The 23155-nt window shown below is 69.3% G+C and carries 24 protein-coding genes and 1 pseudogene; 11 read left to right on the top strand and 14 right to left on the bottom strand.

The annotated features are described in order from the left end of the window. Window positions 1–83: 83 nt before the first annotated feature. From ACGFW5_RS20180 to ACGFW5_RS20150, 7 genes are all read right to left on the bottom strand, one after another. Complete coding sequence (locus ACGFW5_RS20180) at window positions 84–722, bottom strand: SgcJ/EcaC family oxidoreductase (protein WP_393835624.1); 639 nt, start codon at window positions 720–722, stop codon at window positions 84–86. Beyond that, entirely contained in the window at window positions 715–2163 is a 1449-nt protein-coding gene (locus ACGFW5_RS20175; protein ID WP_393835623.1) for an MFS transporter, read from the bottom strand. The genes ACGFW5_RS20180 and ACGFW5_RS20175 overlap by 8 nt, the downstream gene beginning before the upstream one ends. Window positions 2164–2335: 172 nt before the next feature. Beyond that, the gene (locus tag ACGFW5_RS20170; protein WP_393835622.1) at window positions 2336–2974 is read right to left on the bottom strand and encodes a winged helix-turn-helix transcriptional regulator; all 639 of its coding nucleotides are present in this window, start codon (window positions 2972–2974) and stop codon (window positions 2336–2338) included. A 105-nt stretch (window positions 2975–3079) separates the two neighbouring features. Beyond that, a complete protein-coding gene (locus ACGFW5_RS20165; RefSeq protein ID WP_393835621.1) occupies window positions 3080–4336 on the bottom strand; it encodes a styrene monooxygenase/indole monooxygenase family protein in 1257 nt (418 codons plus the stop codon). A 156-nt stretch (window positions 4337–4492) separates the two neighbouring features. Beyond that, a complete protein-coding gene (locus ACGFW5_RS20160) occupies window positions 4493–5371 on the bottom strand; it encodes an SDR family NAD(P)-dependent oxidoreductase (protein WP_393835620.1) in 879 nt (292 codons plus the stop codon). Between the two features lie 13 nt (window positions 5372–5384). Continuing rightward, window positions 5385–6005 carry a carboxymuconolactone decarboxylase family protein gene (locus ACGFW5_RS20155; protein WP_393835619.1) on the bottom strand — a complete coding sequence of 207 codons (621 nt, stop codon included), beginning with the start codon at window positions 6003–6005 and terminating at the stop codon, window positions 5385–5387. 16 nt (window positions 6006–6021) lie between these two features. Then, on the bottom strand, window positions 6022–7323 hold the full coding sequence (locus ACGFW5_RS20150) for an ABC1 kinase family protein (protein ID WP_393835618.1): 1302 nt from the start codon (window positions 7321–7323) through the stop codon (window positions 6022–6024). A gap of 340 nt (window positions 7324–7663) precedes the next feature. Between ACGFW5_RS20150 and ACGFW5_RS20145 the strand changes: the two genes are divergently transcribed. From ACGFW5_RS20145 to ACGFW5_RS20130, 4 genes are all read left to right on the top strand, one after another. Continuing rightward, window positions 7664–8551, top strand: a complete 888-nt coding sequence (locus ACGFW5_RS20145; RefSeq protein ID WP_393835617.1) for a hypothetical protein — start codon at window positions 7664–7666, stop codon at window positions 8549–8551. Between the two features lie 364 nt (window positions 8552–8915). Next, entirely contained in the window at window positions 8916–9956 is a 1041-nt protein-coding gene (locus tag ACGFW5_RS20140) for an NAD-dependent epimerase/dehydratase family protein (protein ID WP_393835616.1), read from the top strand. Continuing rightward, window positions 9953–10702 (top strand): maleylpyruvate isomerase family mycothiol-dependent enzyme, encoded by a 750-nt coding sequence (locus ACGFW5_RS20135; RefSeq protein WP_393835615.1) that lies wholly within the window; start codon window positions 9953–9955, stop codon window positions 10700–10702. Before ACGFW5_RS20140 ends, ACGFW5_RS20135 begins: the two co-directional genes overlap by 4 nt. A 225-nt stretch (window positions 10703–10927) precedes the next feature. Then, window positions 10928–11449, top strand: a complete 522-nt coding sequence (locus ACGFW5_RS20130) for a hypothetical protein (protein WP_393835614.1) — start codon at window positions 10928–10930, stop codon at window positions 11447–11449. 103 nt (window positions 11450–11552) lie between these two features. On the opposite strand, the gene ACGFW5_RS20125 is transcribed toward ACGFW5_RS20130, so the two are convergent. Together ACGFW5_RS20125 and ACGFW5_RS20120 are read right to left on the bottom strand one after the other, a co-directional pair. Then, complete coding sequence (locus ACGFW5_RS20125) at window positions 11553–11924, bottom strand: cupin domain-containing protein (protein WP_393835613.1); 372 nt, start codon at window positions 11922–11924, stop codon at window positions 11553–11555. A gap of 355 nt (window positions 11925–12279) precedes the next feature. Beyond that, entirely contained in the window at window positions 12280–12849 is a 570-nt protein-coding gene (locus tag ACGFW5_RS20120; RefSeq protein ID WP_393835612.1) for a TetR/AcrR family transcriptional regulator, read from the bottom strand. Window positions 12850–12951: 102 nt separating this feature from the next. Here ACGFW5_RS20120 and ACGFW5_RS20115 point away from each other — a divergent pair, with 102 nt between their 5' ends. After that, on the top strand, window positions 12952–13863 hold the full coding sequence (locus ACGFW5_RS20115) for an alpha/beta hydrolase family protein (protein ID WP_393835611.1): 912 nt from the start codon (window positions 12952–12954) through the stop codon (window positions 13861–13863). 227 nt (window positions 13864–14090) lie between these two features. Here ACGFW5_RS20115 and ACGFW5_RS20110 read toward each other — a convergent pair whose 3' ends face one another. Then, entirely contained in the window at window positions 14091–14696 is a 606-nt protein-coding gene (locus ACGFW5_RS20110; protein ID WP_393835610.1) for a helix-turn-helix domain-containing protein, read from the bottom strand. 86 nt (window positions 14697–14782) lie between these two features. Here ACGFW5_RS20110 and ACGFW5_RS20105 point away from each other — a divergent pair, with 86 nt between their 5' ends. From ACGFW5_RS20105 to ACGFW5_RS20095, 3 genes and pseudogenes are all read left to right on the top strand, one after another. After that, window positions 14783–15409, top strand: coding sequence for a class I SAM-dependent methyltransferase (locus ACGFW5_RS20105; RefSeq protein WP_393835609.1), 627 nt, complete (start codon window positions 14783–14785; stop codon window positions 15407–15409). Window positions 15410–15468: 59 nt separating this feature from the next. Further along, a pseudogene (locus ACGFW5_RS20100) lies at window positions 15469–15969 on the top strand (DinB family protein). 656 nt (window positions 15970–16625) lie between these two features. Beyond that, a complete protein-coding gene (locus ACGFW5_RS20095) occupies window positions 16626–16796 on the top strand; it encodes a hypothetical protein (RefSeq protein ID WP_393835608.1) in 171 nt (56 codons plus the stop codon). Window positions 16797–17416: 620 nt separating this feature from the next. Here ACGFW5_RS20095 and ACGFW5_RS20090 read toward each other — a convergent pair. Both ACGFW5_RS20090 and ACGFW5_RS20085 read right to left on the bottom strand, forming a co-directional pair. Then, complete coding sequence (locus tag ACGFW5_RS20090; RefSeq protein ID WP_393835607.1) at window positions 17417–18292, bottom strand: DUF4253 domain-containing protein; 876 nt, start codon at window positions 18290–18292, stop codon at window positions 17417–17419. Between the two features lie 328 nt (window positions 18293–18620). Next, window positions 18621–18833 (bottom strand): CsbD family protein, encoded by a 213-nt coding sequence (locus ACGFW5_RS20085; protein ID WP_393835606.1) that lies wholly within the window; start codon window positions 18831–18833, stop codon window positions 18621–18623. A 184-nt stretch (window positions 18834–19017) separates the two neighbouring features. Between ACGFW5_RS20085 and ACGFW5_RS20080 the strand changes: the two genes are divergently transcribed. Next, complete coding sequence (locus ACGFW5_RS20080; protein WP_393835605.1) at window positions 19018–19179, top strand: DUF5670 family protein; 162 nt, start codon at window positions 19018–19020, stop codon at window positions 19177–19179. Between the two features lie 396 nt (window positions 19180–19575). Here ACGFW5_RS20080 and ACGFW5_RS20075 read toward each other — a convergent pair whose 3' ends face one another. Next, on the bottom strand, window positions 19576–20409 hold the full coding sequence (locus ACGFW5_RS20075) for a SigB/SigF/SigG family RNA polymerase sigma factor (protein WP_393835604.1): 834 nt from the start codon (window positions 20407–20409) through the stop codon (window positions 19576–19578). 484 nt (window positions 20410–20893) lie between these two features. Here ACGFW5_RS20075 and ACGFW5_RS20070 point away from each other — a divergent pair, with 484 nt between their 5' ends. Beyond that, window positions 20894–21319, top strand: coding sequence for a hypothetical protein (locus ACGFW5_RS20070; RefSeq protein WP_393835603.1), 426 nt, complete (start codon window positions 20894–20896; stop codon window positions 21317–21319). 262 nt (window positions 21320–21581) lie between these two features. Then, window positions 21582–21863, top strand: coding sequence for a DUF3253 domain-containing protein (locus ACGFW5_RS20065; RefSeq protein ID WP_393835602.1), 282 nt, complete (start codon window positions 21582–21584; stop codon window positions 21861–21863). Between the two features lie 395 nt (window positions 21864–22258). Here the strand turns inward: ACGFW5_RS20065 and ACGFW5_RS20060 are convergent, their stop codons facing one another. Further along, on the bottom strand, window positions 22259–22957 hold the full coding sequence (locus tag ACGFW5_RS20060) for a DUF6629 family protein (RefSeq protein WP_393835601.1): 699 nt from the start codon (window positions 22955–22957) through the stop codon (window positions 22259–22261). Between the last annotated feature and the right edge of the window lie 198 nt (window positions 22958–23155).

Raw genomic sequence — 23155 nt, 5'->3', positions numbered from 1 at the left:
TTCAACGCCCGGAGACCGGTCCGGGCGTGGCCCCCGTCCCGGGCGGCCGGGACGGGGGCGGGGCACAGCCGTTCAGCTCGTGATCAGCGCTGGCCGGGCCCGACGGAGGGGCTGTTGCTGTAGGCCGCGAGCTGCCATGCGCCGTCCTTCTTGGCCAGCACCCACGTCGCGTGCGCGGTGCGCTCCGGCGGGGCCTCGGTCTCGCCGGGGATCAGGATGCCGGTCCGGCTGATGACCACGGCCGCTTCGTCGTTGAGGAAGCGGACGTCCAGCACGTTGTCGGCCGACCGCGTCCCCTTCAGCGGCCCGTTGAACGAGAACGCCATGGCGTCCCTGATCTCCTGGCGCGACTTCAGGTACGAGCCGGGCAGGACCGCGCTGGCGTCCTCGAAGTACTCGGCGACGAACGCGTCCGGGTCGGCGTTGTTCCAGGCCTGGTAGACGCCCTTGACGACGTCGAGGATGGCGGCCTCGTCCTGCTTCTGGGCTTGGGTGGTCATGATTCCTACCTCGTTCTTGTTCGGGTTCTTCGGGTGCTTCGGGTGCTGCGGGTTCTGCGTGTGAAGCGTGTGGTGCGGGTCCTGCGTGTGGAGCGGGTTCTGCGGGTCCTGCGTGTGGTGCGCGTGGAGCGGGTCCTGCGTGTGGAGCGGGTTCTGCGGGTGGAGCGGGTCCTGCGGGTGGAGCGGGTTGCGGTTCTGCGGGACGCGCCGTGCCTCAGTCACGGGCCGCCGGAACAGCCGTTTCGGCCGGCTGCGCGGGTGGCACGGCGGCGTAGGTGGGAGCGCGGTGCGCGGGGTATGCCAGCGCCACGAAGATGCCGGCCGCGGAGAAGGCCGCGCACAGCCAGAGCGCATGGCTGAAGTTGGTGATGAAGGTCTGGTGGGACGTGTAGTTGCCGGTGTGGGCGAACGCGGTCGCGGTGAAGGCGACTCCGAAGACACCGCCGAGTTCGCGCAGCGTCGCGCTGGTGCCCGAGGCGATGCCGGTCTCGTCCGGACCCACCGACGTCATCACGCCGTTCGCGACCGTCGGGAAGACGATGCCGATGCCGATGCCGGCGACGAGCAGTCCCGCGAGGACGCCGCCGAAGCCGACTCCGGGGGTGGCGACCATCGCGACCCAGCCGAACCCGATCGCTTGCAGGGCCATGCCGATGGCCATGAAGGGACGGTTGCCGTACTTGTCGGCCAACGGGCCGACGACCGGAGCGATGAACATGGACACGGCCGTCCAGGCCAGCAGGTGCAGGCCCGCCCTGAGCGGACTGTCACCGAGCCCCGACTGGAAGAACTGCGACATCAGGAACAGCGCGCCGAACAGGCCGGCGTACATGAAGAAGGTGACCCAACTCGCCGTGTTGAAGGCCCTGTTGCGGAACAGGTCGAGGCGCACCATCGGCCTGCTCCTGCGCCCTTCGAGCATCAGGAACGCCGCCACCACGACAGCTCCCGCGACCAGCGAGAGGATGACCTGCCAGCTGCTCCAGCCGACGCTGCTGACCCGTACGAGACCCCAGGCGAGCAGGAAGAAGCCGACGCAGGCCAGGGCAAGCCCGTAGAGGTCGAGGGGCTGGCGTGGCCCGTAGCTCTCGGTGAGCCGCATCAGCGACAGCAGGCCGGCCACCAGGCCGATGGGGACGTTGAACCAGAAGATCCAGTGCCAGCTGAGCCCGTCGACGACCGCGCCGCCGATGACCGGTCCGATGGCGACGGCGAAGCCCGAGACCGCGCCCCACATGCCGATGGCCGCGCCGCGTTTCTCGACCGGGAAGGCGTCGCTGATCAGGGTGAGCGAGATCGGCATGATGACGGCGGCGCCCAGCCCCTCGCCGGCCCGGGCGGCGATCAGCACCCCGACGCTCGGGGCGAGCGCCGCCATGGCCGATGCCGCCGCGAAGATCACGAGCCCGGCCGCGAACGCCCGGCGGCGTCCGAAGCGGTCGGCGAGCGCGGCGGCCGGCAGCAGGAGACAGGCGAAGGTCAGGACGTAGGCGTTGATGGTCCACTCAAGGTCGCCGACGTTCGCGTTGAGGCTGGTGCGCAGGACCGGCAGGGCGGTGGTGACGACCAGAGCGTCCAGGGCGGCCATGAAGACGCCCACTGAGCTGAGGGCCAGTGTCCAGCCCTTGTGGGGTGCGAGTGCCCCGGCTTCGACGGATTGCATGGTGCTCTCTCCCTCGGGAGGCTGCGTGGCCGACGGCCACAACATCACACTAGTTCTTTGAAGCATCTGGTTCAATTTTTGTACCACAGATCAGAGTGCGGGGCGCGCGCAACCGGTTCACTGCCGGGCTGTGCGGCGGCGCGGCCTCCGGCCGGCGTTCCGCCGCGGGGCGCTACTTCATCAGGGACCTGATCAACCGCTCGTCGCCGCCCAGTGTCATGCGGCCCGCCGCGATGGCGTCGTCGAGCGTTTCGTCGCCGGCGATCAGCGTTTTGAGGGTGTGGGCATCGGTCCTGACGGTCGCGTCTGGCTCGTAGGCGACGGCGCGGGTGACATCGAGTCCGGTGTCACCGAAGCGCAGGATGTACCGGTCGTCGTCGATGCGCATGTCGCAGGTGCCCGCCACCGGCGCTCCGGCGGCGAAGAGGAACTGGGCCTGGGACCGCAAGGAGAGCAGCAGGGAGTCCACGGTCGAGGGGGCGTGCCGGTCCCAGAAGGGGGACGCGACCGCCCAGTTACCGAGCGCGAACAGGACGGGCTCCAGGGAACGGCCCCAGTCGGTCAGCTCGTACACAGGCCCGCTGACCGGTGCGCCGGCGCGATACTTGCGCAGCACACCGATCTCTTCCAGATCGCGCAAGCGCATCGTGAGGATGTTGGAACTGGCGCCGCAGAGACCGTCTTTGAGGTCGCGGAAGCGCTTGGGCCCGAGCAGGAGCTCGCGCACCACCAGAAGGGCCCATCGCTCCCCCACGAGGTCCAGCGCGTGGGAGACGGGGCACCCTTCGCCGTAACTGCGCTTCTTGTTCATTCCTTTACCATAATCCGTTGCGGACGTGTGCCCAGGCCCGGCGGCGGGACGCTGCGCCTGCCGCGGCTTCCCGCTCTCTTCTGGTGCCGCGGCGATGCCCGCACGTCAGCGCCCTGATCCGGTCGCGGCGCCGACGACCTCCGCGAGATAGGCGGCGGCCTTGTCGGGGTCCATGAACCATTCGGCGAGGTCGTTGGGGTCGTCGAAGCCCTCGATGTAGCGCTGCGCGATCGCGGGAAACTGACCGGCGGCCCCCAGGAGTTCGAGCATGTGCGGGGGCGGCGGCAGCAGCGTGATGTTCGTCCATTCCGTGGTCGCGCGCCCGTGCAGCGTCCACAGGGACTCGAAGGCCCGCTTCATGAACGTCCCGTCGAACGGCCGGTCTCCGTGCTCCAGGATGGCCTTGAGGTAGACGGCCGCGAACTTGGCGGCCATGTTCGCCCCCTGCCCTGTGATGGGGTCGTTGGCCACGACGACGTCCCCCGCCCCCAGCACGAGGCCGCCGGAGGGCAGCATCGCCACCGGATGACGGACGACGGGGGTGTATCCGCCCCGCAGGGTGGCGCCCGCGTCGGTGAGCTCCAGCTTGGTGTAGTTGTCGCGCGCCCACGGCACATGCTGCTCAAGCAGTTCGACGAAGCGCTCCAGGTGCTGCTGGGGCGAGGTGATGTCGGCGAAGACGTCCAGCGGTCCGCCGGGAAGGGCCTCGAAGAACAGGATGTGGCAGGGGCCCGAGACGGTCAGGGCCGGCATCACGATCATCTCGCCCTTGCCGGGCAGCAGGTGGAATTCGACCGTGTGGTCGCCGGGGCCGGCCGGATCGGGCCGGTAGCCGTTCACGTAGACGACCGAGAGCATCCGCTGCGGTGCCGTGAAGGGCGACCGGGACGCGTCGCGCTGGAACATCTGCGCCAGTGCGCCTTTCCCGGCGGCGACGACGACGAGGTCATGGTCGCCCGCCATGGTGTCCAGGTCCGCGACGGTGGCGCTTTTGATGATCAGATTGCCGCCATTCTCCGCGAACAGCCGCAGCCAGCGCGCCATCTTGAGCCGCTGGTCGACGTCGGCGCCCGGCCTCTTCAGGGGGCTGACCCACTCGACGACCGGGCGGGGGCCCTCGGCACCCACCGCGAAGCTGGTGAGGGGGGTGTGGGGCGCCTGCCCTTCCCAGAAGTAGATTCCGAGTTCGCGCTCGAACCTGAGCGTGCTGTCGAATTGGAATTGTGACGACATGATGGTGCCGTGCTCGATTTCATCGGCGGTGCGCGCCGACATCACGGTGACGTCGTAACCGTGCTTTTGCAGCCCGAGTGCAAGCTGCAGCCCAGCCTGCCCGGCGCCGACGATCAGGATTTTGCGCATACCGAGCCAGCCTCTCCATGTCGCGGTGGTGCAAGGATTCCCTGGACGCTGTTGTCCATGTCTCCAGTTTCCTTGCGCCGGGGGCTGCCGCCTTCTCTCGTTTTGCCCAGCAGCGCCGGAACCGCATGCACATCCACTTTTTGCAAAGGGTGCCGGTTACGGCGTCGGAAAGAATGCGCGGACGAATTTCTCCCAGGCCCGTTCTCCGAAGATCACGCGCTGGGGCCGCAGCAGCCGAACCGGGATCCCGAGGCGGTAGCGGATGCGGGGACGAGGCACGGTGATCGCTTTCTCCACGAGTGCGGCGACGTCGCCCGAACGCAGCGACAGACGGCCGCGGCCCGTCGGATGCTCGACTTCCCGGTAGGCGCCGTGCCAGACGACGAACCGCTCCCAGAAATCGCCGTAGGGGTCGTTGTCGGTGGACCCGGGAGCGAGCCCGAGGTCGCCCACGGTCGTCGGGACGAAGGCGCCCAGGATGGGCGAGGGTTCGATGACCACGACCTTGATGCCGAAGCGGCGCACCTCAAGACGGAGCGAGTCGCCGATCGCCTCCAGCGCGTGCTTGGTGGCTTCGTAGTAGCCGCGCCCCGGGGTCGCGAAGAGCCCGAAGATCGAGGACATGATGACGATCCGGCCCGCCCCCTGCTTCCGCATGCCCGGCAGCACCAGTTGCGTCATGCGGGAGAGCCCGAAGACGTTGGCCTCGAACTGCCGGCGGACCTCGTCCATGGGAGTCTGCTCGATCGTGCCGTTGAGGCTGTACGCGGCGTTGTTGATCAGCACGCCGACCGCGCCGTGCTCGGCCGTGATCCGGTCGACCGCCGCGATCATCGACTCCTCGTCGGTCACATCGACCCGCAGGGTGGTGATGCCCTCCTGCTCCAGGTCCTTGAGGCCTTCCAGGCTGCGGCCGCTGGCGTAGACCGGCCACCCGGCGCGGTGCAGCCGGAGGGCGAGGGCCCTGCCGGTACCCGAGGAGAGGCCGCTCAGCGAGGAGACACCGGTGATCAGAACGGCGCGGGAGGCAGTCATGAACGGTCCCTTCTCATGCCGCGGGACCGGCCGGTCCGGAATCGTCCGGGACCTCCTGCTGCGATATGCGGCTCCTGGTCACCGTGGTGCCGAGGCCGAGACCGTCCACCAGGCGGGTGATGAAGTTGAACAGCGCCGCGCAGAAGAACGCCTCCAGCAGGTCGTCGGCGGTCCAGCCCGCGTCCAACGCCTTCTGCCAGTCCTCGTCCGTGATCCGGTAGGCGTTGCGGCTGAGCTTGGTCAGGAGGTGCAGCAGGACGCGGGTGCGCTCGTCCACCGGAAGGTCGTCGGGCGAGTCCGCGGCGTCGATCGCATGCGCCAGTTCCTCGCTGCCGCCGAACACCTGAAGAAAGAAGTTGTGCGTCCCGACGCAGTACGGGCACTGGTTCACCTTCGACGTCCAGGAGGAGATGAGCTCCCTGGTCTGCCGGGGCAGGTTGCCGTGATTGAAGACGCCGTCGTAGCCGGCGAGCATCGTTTCGAGCAGTTCCGGCCGGGACGAGACCAGCCGGAACATGTCGGGCACGAAGTCCAGCGAGGTGACTTTCTTGGCCCGCTCGTAGAGCTCTGCCACCCGTCCGGTCGCGTCGGCCTCGTCGATCAGCGGAACGCGAACTCCCGGATTCCCATCCATGGGCACACCTTTCTTCTCATGAGCCGAGCGCAACGCGGGGCATGTTCCTTCGGCGGAGTATGGGCATGGCCTCCGCCTGGAAGTCGAGTTTCGGATCGAGACCCTGAACGATTCCCTCGACCACCAGGAGCGACAGCAGTGGAAAGGCGAACTCGGGCACCGGATACAGGCCGAAACGCCGTTGAATATCGAAGAGTCTTCCGGCGAATTTCGCCAGACTGAATTCACTGGACCGGACCCCGGCCGATTCCGTGACCAGGGCTGCGAGCTCGGCACGGAATCCGCCGAGATCGCAGCCCTCGGCGATACTCGCCGCACTTTCGATGATGATCTCGGCGCAGAGTGGTCCGTTGCCCATCGCCATGTTGATGAAGAAGTCCCCGAAGGAGGCACGTACCCGCTCGGACAGTTTGATCACAAAGCCGGCGTCGAGGATCACCAGGGCGCCGTCGTCCTGGATGTAGAGGTTTCCCGGGTGCAGATCACAGTGCACGAGGCCGTCCACGAACAGCATCTCGTAGACCGCGGACATCACCCTGCGCGCGGCGGCCCGGCGCGCCGTGGCGGAGAACTGCTCCGGCGCGGTGCAGGCCAGCCCTTCCACGTACTCCATCACCAGGACGTCCTCGGTGCACAGGTCGAGCAGCGGCGCCGGGATCCGTATCCAGGGGAATTCCCGCAGGTTCGCGTGGAGGCTGCCGAGCGCCGTGCGCTCGGCGTCGAAGTCCAACTGCCGCAGGATCGCGCCACCCACCTGCGCATGCATGACCTTGAAGGGCATCGACTTCAGTTGCGGCAGCCGCTGCATGGCGCCCATGGCCAGCGCGGTCAGCCGGAAGTCGCGTCGCATCACCTTGCCGATGCCCGGCCTGCGCACCTTCACCGCGACCTGTCGGCCGTCGAGCGTGACGGCGACGTGGACAGTCGCGATGCTCCCGGTGGCCACAGGTGTCCAGCCGAATTCAGCGAACGGCCACTTTCGGTCCCCGTACGCAGCGCGCACGGCGCTCTCCAGGAGGGCGCGCCGGGGCGGAGGTGTGGCGTCGGTCAGCCGGCCCAGCTCCGTGCACACGCGTGCGGGCAGGAGATCGCGCCGTGTGCTCAGCAGCTGGCCGATCTTGATGTACGAGGGGCCGAGTGAGGTGAGCAACCCGGACAGACACGTGCCGGCGCGTTTCCACGGGCGCCGCCGCATCCGTGCGCCGAGCGCGCCAGGGCCGAACACCAGGGCGTAGCCGAGTACGGTGCCACCCACCCGGACGACGCGAAGGGCCGTGCCAGGCAGTTCCGTCAGAAGAGCACCCGTCACTCTGGCCATGTCCCTCCTCCCCTCAGCGTGCTGGACCTCGCACACCGCGCGAACGAACGCGCCGAGTCACCTTCACCGGCGTAAGGAATCGTCGGTGTGGGACGAGGCGACCGACTACTTCGAGCGTGCCCTGCCCCGCCCGCCCCGCCGGGGGTGCCGGTGACGCTCGTCCGGGGTGCCGGACACTCTCGTCGTGGATGCCCGGTCACGAGGCCGGGCAGAGCCAGCTGTCTCCTGGGCAGCTGCGGCACGCGGTGACGGCGGCACGACCGAAGAAGCACACCACCTGACGCCCCGGCACACTGAACCGCACACAACTGGCAAGCCTCACACGGCCGGAGGGCGAGAGGTGGCGCGATCGCGGTATCAGACACACCGGGCCGTCGCGGAAACGAGGATCACGCCCGACAAGTGGAACGCCGCACGGGACGCGATCACGGATGCCGCCGAGCGTTTCAGCACCCTGGTCGCGCACGCGGATCCGCAAGCCATGGCGACGGCCGAGTGGAGTGTGATGGACACGGCGGCCCACGTCGCCGGCATCGCCTGGCTCAACGCCTCCTCGATGGTGCCCGGCGACACATCGTTTCCGCTGCCGGCCGTACGCGAGCAGGTCGCGGCGGCAACGGTCGACACCATGCACACCGGGTTGAACCCGGCGCTCCTCGATGCCTACCAGGAACGCGATCCCGGCAGGGTCGTGGACAGGCTCCGTGCCTCGATCGGCGAGATCCTGCGTCTGACCACCACCGCGGACCCCACCACAACCATGGACTGGCTCGGCGGATCGCGGATCCCCCTGGCCGGCTTGCTGGCCCACCTGACCAACGAACTGCTCGTGCACGGCCGCGACATCGCGCGCGCCGTGGACGCACCCTGGCGCATACCGCCCGAGTATGCAGCGCTGTTCTTCGAGCTGTTTCTCATCGAGATCGCCCGCAACGGCGCCGGGCACATCCTGGACTGCGACAGACCGGAGCACCGGGGCCGCATAGCGGTGGAATTCCGCTCGGCCCACACATCACCCGTCACGATGGTCCTGGACACGGGCGAGGTCTGGATCGAGGAGCCGAGCCGCGACAACGACGTACGCGTCCACTTCGAGCCCGCTGCCCTGAGCCTCGTCCTCTTCCATCGCGTCCCGCACGCACGAGCGGTCATGACAGGTTCACTGCGGGTCTGGGGCCGGCGCCCCTGGCTCCTCGTCCCGTTCCTGCGCAAGGTCCGCCTCCCCTGAGACGGGGGTGCGACGTAACAACCGGGCCCGGTGCAGGCGGTGTTCACCGCAATCGGCTTGTGGTCGACCTGCGAGCGTCCGCCCCATGGGCGCGTCAATCCGGAGTCAACCGCTCACTACATGCCCCCACCCCCGACACTCCCGCGATCGTTTCGGGCGACGCCCGCAGGTGGCAACGCAGGAGAAGGCATAGAGACGATGGGTCGCCACAATGAAAGGAGACACCCTGTTGCCGCAGTGATGGTCGGCGTGAGTGACAGGCGCCTCTCTTCTGTGATGTGTGGGTCGGGGGATGTATGACCGTTGCGGAAGATCGGCCCGGTGCGGATGTGCGCTGCTCGGCGCGACGAAGGGGTGGTCGGCCATGCTGGTCTGCGTAACTGGTGGCACCGGCTTCGTCGGTGCTCATTCCGTCGCCGCCATCGTCCGGTCCGGCGCGCGGGTACGGCTGCTGGTCCGCGATCCGTCCAGGGTGGAGCGGGCATTGCGACCGCTGGGTGTGGAGCCGGCCGCCCTGGAGCTGGTGGTCGGGGATGTCACCGACAGGACCGCTGTCGCCAGAGCGGTGGACGGGGCTGACGCCGTGCTGCACGCGGCCTCGGTGTACTCCTTCGACAGCAGGCGGCGTGCCGAGATGCGGGCGACCAATGTGCGTGGCACGCAGCTGGTGCTGGCATCCGCCGTGCGGGCCGGGGCTGATCCGATCGTCCATGTGTCCACCGTGGGCGCGATGTTTCCCGCCGCGAACGGCGTGGTCCGGGCGGACACCCCGCCGGGCATGCCCCGCGAGGCCTACCTCGCCAGCAAGTCGGTTGCCGAGGCGGTTGCCCGTCTGCACCAGGAGGAGGGGGCGCCTGTGGTGATCACCTATCCGCCGGCTCTGCTCGGCCCGCACGATCCACATCTCGGCGACCAGAGCGCCAGGCTGCGCAACGCCCTGCGCGGCATGCTGCCGGTATGGCCGGGCGGCGGTTTTCCGGTGGGTGACGTGCGGGACGTCGCCGAACTGCATGCCGCCGTGCTCGCCAGGCCGGCGGGGGGACGCGAGCGACACTTCGGCCCCGGACGCTTCCTGACCACCCGTCAGTACCTCCAGGCGGTCCGGCGAGTCACCGGACGCGCACTCCCGGCATTGTTCCTGCCGCCACGCCCGATGCTGCCGTTGATGGTGTTCGCAGACGTACTGCAACGAGTGTGGCCGTGGCACATCCCGGCCGAGTACGGCGCGCTCTACACCTGCCTGCACGCGGCGCCCGTCGACGCCAATGCCTCCACGTACGGCATCCTCCCCCGACCGATCTTCGACACCATGACCGACAGCGTTCGCTGGCTGTACCAGGCGGGACACGTATCGGCCCGCCAGGCCGGCCTGGCCGGCAGCGTGCTCCAAGGGGCCCCGGCATGACGCCGGAACAGCGGTCCGAGCCCTTCTGGGATCTCGCCTACCGCTCCTGCCGTGAGAACATCACCCAACTCGCGCGGGCACATCCGGGGACGTGGGAGTGGCCGGTTCCCGCGTGTCCGGGCTGGAACGTGCGGGACGTCGTCGCGCATCTGCTGGAGGTGTGCCGGCTGGCCGTCGCCGACGTACCCCACGGCATCGGCCGGCCGCCGGCTCCGGCGCCGGGAACCCTTCTCCCCCAACTGCTCGCCGAGTGGGAGGAGTTGGGTGCGGCGGTGCCGGACGTGTGGGAACGTACCCCCTGGCTGCGGCGCGGCATGATGCTCCTCGATGCCTTCTCGCACGAGCTCGACATCCGCGGCGCTCTGGGCATCCCGGCACCTCATGAGCACCCCGCCTTCGCCGACACACTGGAACTGGCCACGATGGGCTTCACGATGTCGGTGACCGCACACCGCTTGCCATCGCTGTACATCGAGACGGCCGGCCACCGATGGTCGGCCGGCGACGGCGATCCCGCCGCGACCGTGCGCGGAGCAAGCCTGGAGGTGTTCCGTGCCCTCACCGGGAGGCGCACCCTGGCACAGATCCGCGGACTGTCATGGAGCGCACCACCGGAACCTTGGCTGCCTGCCTTCGCCTGGGGCCCCTTCACCCCGCCGACCGGACACATCGAGGACAGTACGGAAGCAACGGGGCGGCGGTTGTGGTTCCTGCCGCCGTCCTTGAGCTCGGGAGTGGTTGCCTGAGACGTGCTCGCGCGGGGCGTGGTGGCCTGAGGCGTCGTCGCGCGGGGCGTGGTGCATCGGCGTCTCGCGGAGGGACAGCCCCGTGCCCCGACAGACACGCACGCACGCGCCCCGCGCCGCGTGCCGACCGGGCCGATCGACCCAGTCGGCACGGGTTTGTACGGGGCATTGCTGCCGTTAGGGTTCGGTCCGTACACCTATGGCGGGCCCCAAGGAGATCGACCCATGTCCGATCTGGACTTCTACGCACACGTCGCCACGCGCTGCGACGTCTTCGGAGCCGGGATCGGATCCAGTCCTGCCGTATGGGAAGCCGCAGTGGGGCCCGACTACTTCGATGATCCGGGCAATGGCCCGCTGCGCCGGGATTACGGGCTGGTGGAGCTAAGTTTCTCGGATGGTGAAAGCTCCCAACCCTGTTTCGGGATCAGCGTGCAGACCCACCGGTTGCTCTACGGCTCTTCCGTGCCGACCTCTTTGGCGCGAGAGTACGGGGAATTCGCACCCCGCGTCCGGTTCGCACCCCTGCGGGACGTGATCCTGTCTTTGGGGCACACCGTCGAGCCCGACGACCTTTCAGGGGACGTCCATCGCTATCGCGTGACGGAGTCCGGTGCGCGCATCCACGTCATTGCCGATCCCGACCCGTACGGGGGCGGCAACCACGATGTCGACGATCAGACGATTCACCAAGCGGGCGACGTGTGGGGGATCAATGTGTCCCCGGCTTGGTGGGGCCGGCGGTAGCGCCTGTTCCGGACCCGGGTCCACATCCGGGTTCCGGCTGGCTCTCCGCGCCCCGCGCCCCGCTCCCTGTCCCCCGCTCCCCCACAGCGCTGACCGTTCAGAGTCAGCTGAGGGTTTCCGCGGCCTTTGTCATGGGCCCTCCCACATCGCCGGTGTTCATCGTTCCCGCCGGTTCAAGCAGCAGGATCGCCGTCTCCTCGTCTGCCACCGGGCAGTGCTCGACCCCGCGAGGCACCACGAACAACTCGCCCGGCTCCAGGACCACATCGGCATCCCTCAACTGGATGGTGAGCCGCCCGCTGATGACCAGGAACAGTTCATCGGTGTCCTCGTGACTGTGCCAGACGAATTCCCCCTTGAGCTTGGCCAGTTTGACCTCGTAGTCATTGAGCACGGCCACTTTCTTCTGCGACCACAGGTCGCTGAACTGCGACAGCTTGTCAGCGATGTTGACAGGAACAACAGACCTGGACATACGGCACCCTCCTCAAGACCGGTCGACCCACCTTCTCGGTCAACCCGGACCAACTCCCGCGGCCCCTCCGGCCGGTGACCCAAGACTGGCACCCACAAGATCCGCCAGTCTTGTACGTTTCTGGCACGTCGAAGTCGGCGCGGAGGAGCGCGGCGTGCGGTTGAGGACCCGACCACGCGGTAACCGGTCGTTGACGACTACTCGTTGACGACTACTCGTTGACGACTGCTCGTTGACGACTGACACCTCCGCGACACGGCCCGTCCGACGCCGCGGGGATCGCAGCGGCACCTGGGGCGCGCGTCGAGAGCCTGAGATCGCGATGTGGCGCCCCACAGGTGGGCGGTCGCTGTCGCTACACCTCGCGACGGCATCCGGCGAGGAGGAGCGCGACCATGCGCTTGGCGTCGGCCTGGTCGTAGTCCGGGCCGGTGATGCAGAGGTTTCCCATGGCGCGCATGAGCGTGTAGGCCGTGGTGCCGGGGGCGAGTTCATCGGCGGCGACGCAGGCGTCGAGCAGCGTTGCGCAGGCCGGGACGAGGGTGTCGAGCATGAGGGTGTGAAGGTTCTCCAGGCCCGGATCGCCGGACCCCAGGGCGGCACCGAGGCCGTGCTTGGTCACCAGGAAATCCACGAATGCGTCCGCCCAGCGGGTCAGGGCGGCAAACGGGGAGGCGGATTCCTCCAGGAGTTGGGGCGCGAGTGCGGAGCAGGTGTCGATCTGATGCCGGTAGACGGCGGTGACGAGGTCCGCACGGGTCGGAAAGTGTCGATAGATCGTCCCGACGCCGACGCCTGCGCGTTCGGCGATGTCGCGGATGGGGGCCTGGACGCCCTGGCCCACGAAGACTGCCGCCGCGGCCGCCAGCACGGCGCCACGGGTGCGTTGTGCCTGCGCTTGGCGCACTCCGACTGGTTCTGGCACGAGGACTCCCTTTACTCGCGGAACAATGTTCCGCTACTTTGACGGAACGGCGTTCCGCCAAAGTATGGCAGGGCGCCCCCCTGAAGAAAGCACAGGTTCCCCATGCCTTCCAGCCACCTCGACCAGCGGATCGTCGCGGTCAAGCCCATCACTGTTCCCGCGCCCGGCCGCAGCGTCGACCTCCAGGTGAAGGTCACTGCCCCACTGACGGGCCGGAACCTTCCCGTCATTGTCTTCTCCCACGGCAACGCGTGGTCCATGGACGGATACGAGCCCCTGGTCGACCGGTGGGCGGCCGCTGGATTCATTGTCGTACAGCCCACCCACCTGGACTCCCGCCGCAACGGCATCACGTGGGACGACCCGCGTTTCGCCACCATCTGGCGCGTCCGGATCGCCGACCTCCACGCGGTTCTCGACGGCCTCGGCGCCATCCTTGTCCAGGCAGGCGATCTGGAGATCCGGGCCGACCGGGACCGCGTCGCGGTCGTCGGCCACTCCTGGGGCGCCCAGACCGCCGGCGCGGTCCTCGGCACACGCGTGCTCGACGCCGACGGGATTCCCGGGGAGGACTTTTCCCACCCCGCGGTCTCGGCCGGTGCGCTGATCACTGCGGCCGGAACGGGCGACACCCTCACCCCGTTCGCCGCCGAACACCTTCCGTTCATGAGGCCCGACTACTCCACCTTGACCGCTCCGACCCTGGTCATCGCGGGTGGCAGGGACCAGTCTCAGCTCTCCACCCGAGGGCCGGAGTGGTTCACCGACGCCTATCACCTCGGCCCGGCCCCGAAGAGTCTGCTCGCCATCGCCGAGGGCGAGCACACGTTGGGCGGCCTCGCCGGCGAGATGGTCGCCGAGACCACCGACGAGAACCCAGCCCGCGTCGCCCTCGTCGCGGACGCGATCTCCGCGTACCTCCAGGACGCCTTCAACCTCGACAATGCCGCGTGGACGGCCCTCAACAATGCCGCCGCAACTGGCGACGGCACGTGGAACATCACCAACAAGTGACCCCGGCCGGACCGCACTGCCGACCAAGCCGCGCGTGGGCGCGGCGGATTGGCGGGGCACGTGGGTTCAGCGGCAAGCCACGCATGGGCGCGGTGGGTCGGGGCTCTTTTTCCTCCACTTCGCTGAATCCCATGTTCCCGGCCACCTTGGCCCGGCTGCCCCGCCATGTGGTGCGACGCGGGCCACGGCACCGCGTACAGCGTCCATCGAGGGAGGCGGGGCCGCCGTCAGGTCTCGGCCTGGGACGACGACCCGGGCTGGTCGGTGCGTACGTGGGCGCGCAATCCTTGCAGCCCGAACAGGATCAGCACCTCGACCGCGCCGCCGTCGGCGCTGCCCAGCCAGTGGGGCAAGGACGTGTCGAACTCTGCTGCCTGGCCGGGCGGTAGCGTCAAGTCGCGTTCGCCGGTGACGAGGCGCAGGCGTCCGCTGAGTACGTAGAGCCATTCGAAACCGTCGTGGGTCTGCGGGGCCGGCTCCAACGGTTCCGGCCGGGCAGGAATGATCATCTTGAACGCGTGCACTCCGCCCGGCCGCCGGGACAGGGGCACGAAGGTCATCCCGAATCGCCTGATCGGTTTGAGGTGGATCCGGGGGTCCCCGGTTCGCGGGGCGCCTACGAGGTCGTCCAATGGAACGTCATAGATGCGGGCCAGCGGCAGCAGCAATTCCAGGCTCGGCCGGCGTTGTCCGCTCTCCAACCGGGACAGGGTGCTCTCCGATACGCCGGTCGTTTCCGCCAGGGCGGCGAGGGTGATTCCGCGCTCGCGACGCAGCGCCCGAAGGCGCGGTCCCACCAGGTCCAGTACTTCGTCGTCCGTCTTTCGGTCCATCGGACCATCTTGCGGTAACCGCAAGTTTTCGTGCCGATCCCAGGGGGCCCGGCAAGGCTGAGTGCACCCCGACACAAGGAGACTTGATGAGCACCGACGAAGCGATCGCGTTCTGGGACGGCGTCCACTCGGCGCGACCGGTGAACGCCGGCCCCCAGCCGAATGCGCGCCTCACCGAGACGGTGACGGGCCTGCCGCACGGCGACGCCTTGGACCTCGGCTGTGGCGACGGCGGCGACGCACTGTGGCTCGCCCGGCTGGGGTGGCGGGTCACGGCCGCCGACATTTCGGCCGTGGCGCTCGAACGGCTCGCCGCCCTCGCCCGCTCACACGACCTCGCCGACCGCGTCACCACGGTGCGGGCGGACTTGCATACGTCCTTTCCCCAGGGCGCATTCGACTTGATCTGCGCGCATTACCTGCACAGCCCATGCGACCTGGACCGGGCCGCCGTCCTGCGGGCGGCGGCGCACGCGCTGCGCCCGGCTGGGCGGCTGCTGGTCGTCGACCACGGCTCGGCCGCGCCGTGGTCGTGGAACCAGGACCCGGACATCCACTACCCGACCCCGCGGGAGGTCGCCGCGAGCCTCGGCCTGGCCCCGCGGACCTGGACGGTCGAACGGGCCGACACACCCAGCCGGATCGCGACCGGGCCCGACGGCCGCACCGCCGAGGTCACCGATCACGTCCTCGTCGTCCGCCGCATCGCCTGACACCTTGACCGCACTGATCGCACTGACCGCCTTGGCCGCCTTCACGCAAGGAGAGCCCGTTGCCCAGCGCCAGGCGTCGCGACCGCCGCCGCGACACGCCGCCGCCCCGGACCGGAAGCAACGAGAGTGAAGTCCTGCGCGGATTCCTCGACTACCTGCGGATGTCGGTCGCCGCGAAAGTGGAGGGCGCCTCCGAGCCGCAGGCGCGAACAGCCATGGTGTCCTCGGGCACGAACCTGCTCGGTCTGCTCAACCACCTGACGTACGTGGAGCGTTCGACGTTCCTCGGCGACGACATAACCGACTGGCAAGCGACGTTCCACGCCGCGCCGACGGACAGCGTGGCCTAGGTCGTCGCCCGCTACCGCACCACGGTCGGACACGCGAACGCCGTCCTCGACGGGCACACCGATCTCGGCGCACCGGTCCCCCGGCCGCGCCCGGGCCGCGCAACTCACAGCATGCGCTGGGCACTTGCCCACATGATCGAGGAAACCGGCCGACACGCGGGGCACGCGGACATCCTCCGCGAACTCATCGACGGCCGTACCGGCCGCTGACCCCACCTCGAACCGGCTGACGTGTCACCCCGTGCCACTCTTCTTCGGAGGTGGCCCAGGGCGTGGGCGGGAGGACTGGCCTGCGGTGCCGAGGTGCCGAGGTGCCGGGGCCGTCTTCAGTGATCCCGGCGGGCCGTACCTTCGACTGGACCCGTCCGGCTCAGTGATCCCGGCGGTGCCGTACCTTCGACCGGGACCGCCCGGCCATCACGGGGATCGCCCAGGAGGCACCCCGACGACAGCCGGGCGGTCCCTCAGCCCTCAGCCCTCAGCCCTCAGCCCTCAGCCCTCAGTCCTCAGTCCTCAGCCTTCAGCCGCGCGTTACGGCCATGCCACCCTCCCCCGCTCCGATGATCACGGTTCTCACGCCCTGGGGTGAACCAGCCCGCTCTCGGCTGGACTTGAACTCCAGTCACTCGCTACGAAGAGCACTTCACGTGCGAGATCTCCGGAGGGTGCTGATGCGCGCAGGGGCCAAGACGATGACCGCGGGGATCCCCGAACCGACCGCTCAGGCCGCCCGGCCGGCGCGGGCCGTGGCGGTCCCGGCAGTGGTGCCGACAGCGGTGCCGACAGCGGTGCCGTCCATGGATGTCGAGCCGTACGGAAGCGACCCGGCTGCGCTCGCAAGCCGTCGGCAGTCTTCAGTGGCGGCAGTGGCAGCGAATCCCTGGGCGGGCTGGCGCAAACAGAAGTACCGCTTGCACGGCTGCACCCCACACGTGGCCCGGCATTACGTCACGGGGAAGCGCTCCGGTATGGATGGGCAGATCGACCACCGCCCGGCCTCCCCCGCCCTGGCACTGCGTCATTCGAGCGGCGCCTGATGCGCCGTCCTGGTTGGCTCCTTGCTGCTTGTGGTGTGCTGCTCGCTTCGGGCTGTGTCACCGTGCCCCACAAGTCCGCATCGCACGAGCACACCTTCGCACCCGACGGTGGCCGTTTGACGTCCGTCACCTCCGGAACGGCCTGGCCCGACCCGGTCCAGCCACACGCACGCGAAGCTCTGGCGCCCGCGTACGTGCCCTCGTCCGACGCCTCATCCGACGCCTCATCGGGCAGCGGCGCAGGAACAATCGAGGAGCAACCGGCCCCTGCCCGCCCGCGACCGGGAGCCGCGCCGGCCCGTCAGCACGCCAGAAACCGCGCGACCTCCCAAGGCTCCGAGCCCTCGCCCCCACTCCATCGTCACCGACCCCGCTCCAAGCCTGCTTACGACGCCGGCGCCCTATGCTCCTGGGCCCAAGGAACCGGTTTCGACCCTTCGGTCGTGCGCGCCTGCCGTGAACACCTGAGCCACTGACACAGCCTCGGAGCGACGGCCGCCTCGGGTGCCGTTCTGGTTGACGGTCAAACGCACACTGATGCGGTCGACGGTCGTCAAGTCGCGCTCAGGAACGTGGATCAGCGGGTCCGCGGTGGGCGGCCGAGGCCCTGCCGCGTACGGTCAGTTCCACCAGAACGACCAGCACTGCTCCATGAGCATTTCGTCCGCATAATCGATCAGGCTCTCGGTGCCCCGGATGACCATGCCGGGGCAGAACGCGATGTGCTCCGCCGCCACCGGCAACGCATCGTCCACATCGTCCAGCCGCACCGTCATGCTCAACCGCAGGCCATCGAGGCCGACTTCGACGAGTCGGGCCCCGTACCGCTGCTCCCAGCTGCGCAGGACGGCGGAGATCGCCCCGGTGTCCGCGTGGCTGCTCGCTCCGGTCCATCCGCACGCGCTCAGCGCATCGGCTCCGCTGTCCGCGCGGACGAGTCCGATCCGCAGGTCCGGGTCGTTTCGCAGCAGCCAGCCTGCCACGGCAGCCGCAGCCGCAGCCGCAGCCGGATCATCTTCCGCCGCCGGATCGTCTTCCGCCGCCGGGCACGGCGAAGAGGCCAGGCCCGGCCAATCCTGGCCGTATGGCTCCAGCATCTGGAGGCGTTGCGCCGCCGCCTGCGACTCATCGGGGCGGGCCACGGCCGGCGAGTTCCACAGGGCCCGCAGGACGGCGGCAGGATCGTCCGGGTCCGGCGAGGAGACCCGGCCCGGGTTGAGCTCGCCTGTGGCCCAGGGCCGGAAGTCCGGGTCACCCACCGGATGCGTCAGCAGCAGTGGCCACAGCCCCGACTCGGGGTGCTCCCGCTGTAGTTCCTCCCAAAGCCCGACCGGCGCCGGTCCGTCGCTCAACCACAAGACCGGGGCGTGGCCCTCGGCTCCGGCCGGGACGATCAGCCTGCCCGGCGGGAGCGGGGCGGACAGCGAATACCGTTCGGCGGCCCCGTCGGGGAACAGGTCACGGAGGACGGGCGGCAGCGGCGCACGATCAATCATGCCCCCACGGTAGAGGCAGGCACCGACACTGCCCGCACGCCACCGACCAGGCATGGCAGCCTCGCGAATGGCTCGTCACCCACCACCCGGTGGATTCGTTCCAACCCCCCGGGCATCCCAACTGCCGTGCACGGCGCAGCAGTTATCCGCGCCCGCGGGGGACGTCCCCTGCCAGGGCCGCCACGTCGAGGACCCGGTACGCGGAACAACACAGACCTGCCGATGGGCGGTGCGCCGTGCCTCGGCCGGGGCGCCGTGCTCGGCCGGGGCAGACGAATGGGGCTCGGCCGGTAGTCCCGGCTGAGCCCCATCATCGTTCCCTCGCGGGTCAGTGCTTGAAGACGTCCTTGATCTTTTCCTTGGCCTGGCGGGCGTCGCCCTTGGCCTGCTCGGCGCGGCCCTCGGCCTCAAGGCGCTCGTTGCCGACCGTCCGGCCGGCCGTCTCCTTGACCTTGCCCTTGGCCTGCTCGACCTTCGACTGAGTCTTTTCATCACCCGACACAACGATCACTCCCAGAAATCCGTGGCACACCGTTGACATACATACTCCTGGCCACATTCGCCGGGTCTAAACCAGGAGGGACCACTGCGCATCACATGCCTTTCAGACAACGTCGGCGCACCGCATATCGCCTCCCTGTCGCAGTCCGAAAACGCGACACTTGTCGTTTCAAGCGTGTAGCGATCGAGCTCCGGGGCACACGACGGACTGGAGGTTGATAGCTATGGTTCCCCTGCTTCTTGTTCTCTTGCTCGCCCTCATCCTGTTCGGTGCGGGCTTCGCTCTGCAGGCTCTGTGGTGGATCGCCATCGTGGTCCTCGTCCTGTGGCTCGTCGGGTTCGTCGCCCGTCCTCGCGGCGGCAGCGCCCGCTGGTATCGCTGGTAGCCGAACGCGGCCGACACGGCGAGAAAGAACCCTGCCGAAAGGGGCCGGGCCCGACCATCTGTCGGGTCCGGCCCCTTTCTCATGCCATCTGTGTGGTTGCCACCTGTGTGGTTGCGGTTGCCACCTGTGTGGTTTGTGGCGGGCCACGTCTGGCCAAGCGACAAGCGCGCCTACATCACATTCCGCTTTCCCGAAGATAAAGGTACGCGGTCGCGCGAAACCTTCCTCAGCGTCGGGGGCGTAGGGGAAAACACGTCAGGCCGGAGAGAAGGAGTTCCGGCCAGCCTGGACGGGAAAAATTGTTGTCGGCCCGCGCGTCGGGGAAACGACGGGGAGGTTTCAGCTCCGCCGCGCGGGACGTGACGCTTCCGGCCCGCAAAGTGTGCGCCGGGCAGTTCAGGCGGCGGCAGCTTCTTCCTCGGCAGTGGTGGCGAGCATGCCTCTCCGCAGCTTGGCAACGGTGGCTGCCAGCAGGCGGGAGACCTGCATCTGGGAAACACCCAGCTCGGCGCCGATCTCGCTCTGCGTCAGTTCGGCGCCGAAGCGCAGCTGGAGCAGCCGGCGTTCGCGGTCGGAGAGCCCGGCCAGCAGCGGAGCCAGGGTGTGGAAGTCCTCGACCAGTTCCATCGCGGGGTCCTCGGCCCCGATGAAGTCCGCCAGCGCGGCCTCGCCGTCTTGGGTGTCGCTGGTGAGCGCGGCGTCCAGGGAGGAGGAGTTGTAGCCGTTGGCCGCCAGTTGTGCCTCCACGACCTCGCCCACACTGAGGCCCATCAGCGCTGCCAATTCCTGCACGGTGGGCGAGCGGTCCAGGCGGTTTTCGAGTTCTTCACGGGCGCGGATCAAGTCGCTGCGGCGCTCTTGAAGGCGCCGCGGTACATGCACGGCCCAGGTGGCGTCGCGGAAGAACCGCTTCATTTCCCCCACGATGTACGGCACGGCGAACGTGGCGAACTCCGTCTCGCGGGACAGCTCGAACCGGTCGATCGCCTTGATCAGGCCGATCATGCCGACCTGGATCACGTCCTCCATCTCGTCCGCGAACTGACGGAAACGGCGGCCGGCGAACCGCACGAGCGACATGTTCATCTCGATCAGCGTGTTCCGTGCGTACTGGTACTCCTCCGTGCCCTCCTCCAGCACCGCCAGGCGCTCGAAGAACTGCCGGGAGAGCTCCCGCGCGTCGGCGGGCGTCACCCGAGCGGGCGCCTCGACCACCGGCAGTCCCCGCACCGCGGCCGCGCTCTCCGATCGTCCCGTTCGCGCGCGGACGGCGCTGTCGGGTCGCCCGCCCCTCGTTCCGGTCGTTACGGCCGTCACAGCCACTCCCCTCTCCGTCCTCGAACGTGGCGGCCCATCCGCCCCTGCCGCGCCCGCGCCCGAGCCCGAGCCCGGTCGGGCGATGCCTCTCCGTGTCGGACCAGTGCAGCACAGCAAGCCACACGCCCGGCCGACCGATCCATCGCGCAGTCAGAGTCAACCGTCCAGTCGACCGACCGCTACAAAATCTATCACGGCGGCAATAGGTAATAGCTTGTTGCGGTCTCATTGTTTCTCTCGCGGCTGGGATGCCCGGCGAGGGCGTCAGAGCCGATGACCAGGCAGGTCTACACGCCACGGAAAAGCGGGTGCGGCGCGTCTCCGGCGGGCCACCGCCCCCGGGCGTTGCGCGTGTGGTGCGCGGCGGCCCCCACAGGGTGGCGTTACTTTGCGTTCCATGACGATGGATACGGAACACAACGGGAACGAATCGGCCGATGCCCAAGAGGCCCGCCGTGCGCTCGACGACTATGTGCGCCGTACGTCCGCGCGCACGCGGCAGGACGAAGGAGCCGGACCCCTCGGCGTCACGGAACCGGGATCCGTCGGTGTCACGGAACCTGCACCAGGTGGGCTTTCACCTGCGGGCGGCCGGGTCGACGACCACGTGGCGGAGAGCGTGGCGCGCGAGGCGTGGGACGCGGTGCAGGACGCCACTCCTGCACCACCCGACCCCGAGGCCGGCCCGGCGGAAAAGACCGACCTGTCCCCGGAACGCGCGGAACTCCACCGCCGGGCGGTTGCCATCGCGCGCGGGTTGCGGGAACTCGGCTACCACCTCGACGAGACCCTGCTGCCGGGCCCGGACATGGCCGCGGGGTGACGTAGCGCGCCGGGCTCGCGGGCCGGCGCGGAGGGCCGCCGGTCGTCACCCGCCGCATCGACGGGACCGCCCGCTGCACTCGGAGCCCTCTAATCCCGCTCGGAGGGCGGCGAGGTCCGTCGAAGGTGAACGCCAACGCGAGCGGCGCCGCCGCCGCGCCATCGTCGGACGGCAGCGGGCGACGCCATACGGGCGGCCGCCCCCCTGAGACGCGGATGATCCCGGGCTGCGGTCAGGTCGCGCAGGGGGTGAGACTGGCTGAGTGGCGGACAACGAGCGCGAGACCGAGCAGCGTCTCGAACGAACCATCCTTGAGCTCCTTGAATCCCGGAGCCCCGACGCCTCGATCTGTCCCTCCGACGCCGCTCGCGCGGTGTACGAAGGGGATGACGACGGCTGGCGCGCGCTCATGGAGCCGGCTCGCCGCGCGGCGCGGAGGCTGGTGTCCGACGGCCGGGTGGAGATCACCCAGTCCGGCCGCCCGATCGATCCGACGGCGGTACGTGGGCCGATCCGTATCCGCCTGGTCCGTCATGCCCGCTGAGCACGTTGCGGCGGAAGTCCGTCCGAGCGCCGAGCGGGGTGGACCACCGACCCCCGCTGAGCACGTTGCGGCGGAAGTCCGTCCGAGCGCCGAGTGAGGTGGGCCGCCGACCCCCGTTGAGCACGTTGCGGCAGAGGTCCGTCCGGGGGCCAAGCAGGGTGGAGTGGACCGCGGTCCCCCGCTGAGCACATTGCGGCAGAGGTCCGTCCGAGCGCCGAGCGGGGTGGAGTGGACCGCCGGCCCGCGACCCGCTCCATCCGCAGCGTCCCCGGTCACACGGAGCGCGCCGAGCGGCAGTGGACCGGCGGCCTGCGCCTGCCCTCTCCGCGGCGCCCAGCGTCCCCGGTCGGAGGTGGCGCTGCGCGGCGGTCGACCTGCGCCCCGGGCCCCGCCCGCTACCCGCACGGCCCCCGCCCTGACCTGCTCGTACCGTCTTCGCTGCTCCGGCCCCCGCCAGGGACGCCTGACGGCCGTGGAGTTGCCGGGCGGCGGCGCCCGATCCAGGACAGCAGGACGAGCGAGCACAGCGCGGCGGACGCGCACCATGTCGAGATGTACTCCTGCCGCCACAGCGTGAACGACATCGCGGCCGCGACGCCCACCAGGACACCGAACAGGACAAGGCCCCGGTCGCCGGACAGGAGCAGGGAGCCGATGGTGGCGAAGAGGTAGCCGAGTACGATCAGTTCGGGGTGCGGCAGTCCGAGCGAGTACCCCATGGTGTGCCCACGGATCTCGGCCGTCACGGTGCGGGTCGCCAGCGCATGGGCGAGCGCGGCACCGGTCGCGGCCCCCACGGCCAGCGGGACGAGCAGACGGCGCCGGGCGCTGGGTGGTGCGGCGCAGAGCACGGCCGCCGGCACCCACACGGCCAGCAGGGGGAGGGCGATGACGGCCCACGCGAGGGTGGCGGGCCCGGCGCCGCCCTCGCTGTACCAGACGGCCGCCTCGATGATCTGGTGGGCCCCGAGCAGCAGAGGCAGCGCGGCCAGTGGCACGTCGAAGGGGCGCCGAGCCGCCGAGATCACCGAAGCGAGCCCTACGGCTGCGATGCCCACACCGGCGGAGAGATCGGCCGTCGCACTCCAGCACATGGCGCAAACGCTACGACGGCATGGGTGAAGCAGCGCGACGGGCGACCCGGAAGGGGCCGAACCTGCCGCGGGAGCGGGGCGAACGGCGATGCTCACGCGCGCGAAGGGCGTCGTGCGCAGCGCTACGGCGGCTGACCTGCTGTCAGTCCACTGCCGACCGGAAAGGCAACGGTCGGCTTTGTTTTTGATGAAGGATAA

Origin of the sequence: Streptomyces sp. NPDC048416 (assembly GCF_043200435.1) — a bacterium.
Classification (GTDB): domain Bacteria; phylum Actinomycetota; class Actinomycetes; order Streptomycetales; family Streptomycetaceae; genus Streptomyces.
Note: the sequence above shows the minus strand (reverse complement) of the source record. Positions and strands in the feature narration are given on the sequence as shown.